The organism is Cellulomonas biazotea (assembly GCF_004306155.1).
GTDB lineage: Bacteria > Actinomycetota > Actinomycetes > Actinomycetales > Cellulomonadaceae > Cellulomonas > Cellulomonas biazotea.
On the sequence record NZ_BIMR01000032.1, the window covers coordinates 1 to 3,440 of the forward strand.

The window sequence follows — 3,440 nt, forward strand, 5'->3', positions numbered from 1 at the left end:
ATGAGCAACCGACACACGAAACAGCCCCCGAAAGGGCCAATCAGATTCGGCTGTCAAGAGGACACGCATCCCACGGGGTGGAACACGCCTCCTCGATCTCAACCAAGACCCACCGCACTCACGTGCGATGAACCATCTTGGCATCGACTACTTGGCACACTGTTGAGTTCTCAAGGAACAGACGCGCATCCGCTCAGGCCTTTCGGCCTTTCGTCAGAGGCTTTGTTCGTTCTCCATCTTACCGGATCCTTTTCCCGCTCTCGTCCACCCTGTCGGGCTAGAGTCGCGGGCACAGGCCCGTCCCGACTCGATCCGAGACGCACGAGTGCGTCTGCGGTTCGTATCGGGGGCGGCCACCCTCGGGACCAGCCACCGGGATCGTTCCTCGGTGTCCGTTCCTCCCTGCCGGGCGACATCGAGAACATTACGCGTGGGTCGGCGGCGCATGCAAATCCGCTGGTGGTGACGCCGGTCACCGGCTACGCCAGGGCGGCGTCGGCCCGGGCCATCCCCGCACTGACCTGCGCCTTCGTCGGAGGCCGGCGCTGCGAGCCCCCATCGCGGCGGCGCCGCGCGCGCCGGCTACCGCGACGCGGACGCAGCGATGCCCGGCCCCACCACGGGGACCGGGCATCGCTGGAGTGATGGCCTCACGGGTGTCAGGCGTGCGCGTCGACCACCGCGAGCGTGCGCTTGCCCCGACGCAGCACCGCCCACCGCCCGTGCAGGAGGTCCTCGGCGCGGAGCACCGCGTCCTCCCCCTCGACCCGCACGTTGTTGACGGACGCCCCGCCCTCGCCGATCGCCCGCCGGGCGGCCGCCTTCGACGCGACGATGCCGGACGCGGCCAGGACGTCGACCACGGGGTCGCCCGCGCGGCCGGCGGCCGTCGGGAGCTCCGCGACCGCCGCGGCGAGGGTCGCCTCGTCCAGGTCGGCCAACGAGCCGCGGCCGAACAGGGCCTGGCTCGCCTCCACCACCTTGTCCGCCGCGGCCGTGCCGTGCACCAGCGACGTCACGTCGTGGGCCAGGGCACGCTGCGCCTCGCGGGCGGCCGGGCGCTGCGCGACGGACTCGGCGAGCGCCTCGATCTCCTCGCGACTGCGGAACGTGAAGATCTTCAGGTAGCTCACCACGTCGGCGTCGTCGGCGTTGAGCCAGAACTGGTAGAAGGCGTACGGCGTCGTCAGCTCGGGGTCGAGCCACACCGTGCCCGACTCGGTCTTGCCGAACTTCGTGCCGTCCGACTTCGTGACCAGCGGGGTCGTCAGGGCGTGCACCGCCGTGCCCTCGACCTTGCGGACGAGCTCGACGCCCGACAGCAGGTTGCCCCACTGGTCGCTGCCGCCCGTCTGCAGGCTCACCCCGTGCCGGCGGTGCAGCTCGAGGTAGTCCATGCCCTGCAGGATCTGGTAGCTGAACTCGGTGAAGCTGATGCCCTGGTCGCTGTGGAGGCGGCGCGCGACCGTGTCCTTCGCGAGCATCGTGCCGAGGCGGAAGTGCTTGCCGACGTCCCGCAGGAAGTCGATCGCCGACATCGGCGCGGTCCAGTCGAGGTTGTTGACCATCGTCGCCGCGGCCGGGCCGTCGAAGCGCAGCAGCGGCTCGATCTGCCGGCGGATGCGCTCGACCCAGCCGGCGACGACGTCGGGGGCGTTGAGCGTGCGCTCCCCCGCCATCTTCGGGTCGCCGATGAGCCCGGTCGCGCCGCCGACGAGAGCGAGCGGACGGTGCCCTGCGTCCTGCAGCCGGCGCACGGTGAGGATCTGGACGAGGTTGCCGATGTGCAGGCTCGGCGCGGTCGGGTCGAAGCCGCAGTACAGCGTCACCTGACCGTCGGAGAGGGCCGCGCGCAGGGCGTCGGCGTCGGTCGTCTGGGCGACGAGCCCGCGCCAGGCGAGCTCGTCGAGGATGTGGGTCACGGGTGGTCTCCTGCTGGGGTCCGGGTCGCCGCTCCTGCGGGCGCCCAGGCGGGCATGGGGCACGGGGCCGACGTCGTCGTCCTCACGGGACGTCTACCGACGCCGGCCGCCGATACGCGGGCCGGTACGCCGACACGGTGCGCTCCCCCGTGAGCCAGTAGCGCCACGGGTGGGCCTGCGGGTCGCCACCGGCGCCCGACACCCCGACCCGCGGGCCCGACGCGTGCGCCGCGCGGTGCGGGCCGGCACTGCGGTGCAGCACCGTCGCGCCGCCGGGCTCGGTGACGTCCGCGCCGTTGGCACGCAGGTCGAGCCCCAGGCACACCGCGAGCCGGGCGGGGCCGCGCGCGAGCTGGCGCTGCGAGTCGACCACGCCGACCGCCTCGCGGCGCCGCCACGCGAGGTCCTCGCCCTCGACGACCTCGCCTGCACGCAGGAGGACCGCCGCCGGGCTGCCGGTCGGCTGCGCGACCACGTTGAGACAGTGGTGCAGGCCGAGGTGCCGGTAGACGTAGAGACGGCCGGGCTCCGCGAACATCACGGCGTTGCGCGACGTCCGACCGCGGAACGCGTGCGAGCCGGGGTCGTCGGCGCCGCCGTAGGCCTCGACCTCGGTGAGGCGGACCGTGACGTCGCCCTCCGGCGAGCGGGACGTCAGGTGTGCGCCGAGCAGGTCGCGCGCGACCGCGTGCACGTCGCGCGCGAACCAGACGCGCGCCGGCACCGCGCCGACCGCACGCGGGTCGGCCGCGTCCGGGGGCGATGCAGCGTCGTCCGGCGTGCTCACGCGCCCATCCTGCCCCACGAGCGCGGCGTCAGGCTCGGCGACTCGGCCCGCGGACGGGCTGCCCGCCCCCCGCGCGTCGCCGGCACGGTCACCGCCTGGGCGCCGCCCTCGTCGGGGCGCGCGCATCAGGCGTCGGCCCGGCCGAACGCGTCGAGGCGGACGTCCGCACGCTCACGGGTCCGCTCCCGGGCGAAGTGCTCCGCCTCGTCGCGCATCCACGCGACCCAGTGGTCGTGCGCGGCCTCGCCGTCGCGGTCGAGCCCGCGACGCAGCCGCAGGTCGGCCGGCGCCTCGACCCAGACGCGCAGCACCGCGTCCCGGTCGGCGGCACGGCGGGCCGAGCCACACCCCTCGAGCACCAGCAGGGCCGGGACCGGGACGTCGACCCACTCCGCGAAGCGGCCCGTCGGCCAGTCGTACCGCTGGAAGCGACCCGGCGTCCCGCGGCGCAACGGCTCGAGCACCTGCGCCGACAGCCGCGGCCACAGCGAGCCCTCCAGGCCCGCCCAGCCCTCGTAGAGGTCGTCGAGGTGGACGACCGTCGCGCAGGCACCGAGGTCCGCCGCGGCGGCGGCCACGGCGGCCGCCGCGGTCGTCTTGCCCGAGCCCGCGGGCCCGTCCACGCACACCAGCCGGACCGGTCCGAGACGCGGCGACGCCTCCAGCGCACGCCCGGCGAGCGCGGCGGCGGTCTCGCCGGCGTCGCGCGGCGCGTCCCGACGGCCCCCGGC

At 74.5% G+C, this 3,440-nt stretch carries 3 protein-coding genes; all 3 read right to left on the bottom strand.

The window, feature by feature from the left end; genetic code table 11:
• Positions 1-659 precede the first annotated feature (659 nt).
• A complete protein-coding gene (gene tyrS / locus CBZ_RS03215) occupies positions 660-1,922 on the bottom strand; it encodes a tyrosine--tRNA ligase (protein ID WP_130780162.1) in 1,263 nt (420 codons plus the stop codon).
• An 82-nt stretch (positions 1,923-2,004) separates the two neighbouring features.
• Positions 2,005-2,709, bottom strand: coding sequence for a DNA-3-methyladenine glycosylase (locus CBZ_RS03220; protein WP_130780163.1), 705 nt, complete (start codon positions 2,707-2,709; stop codon positions 2,005-2,007).
• A 125-nt stretch (positions 2,710-2,834) separates the two neighbouring features.
• Positions 2,835-3,374: a uridine kinase family protein gene (locus CBZ_RS03225; protein ID WP_130780164.1), complete on the bottom strand. Its 540-nt coding sequence runs from the start codon at positions 3,372-3,374 to the stop codon at positions 2,835-2,837.
• Positions 3,375-3,440 lie beyond the last annotated feature (66 nt).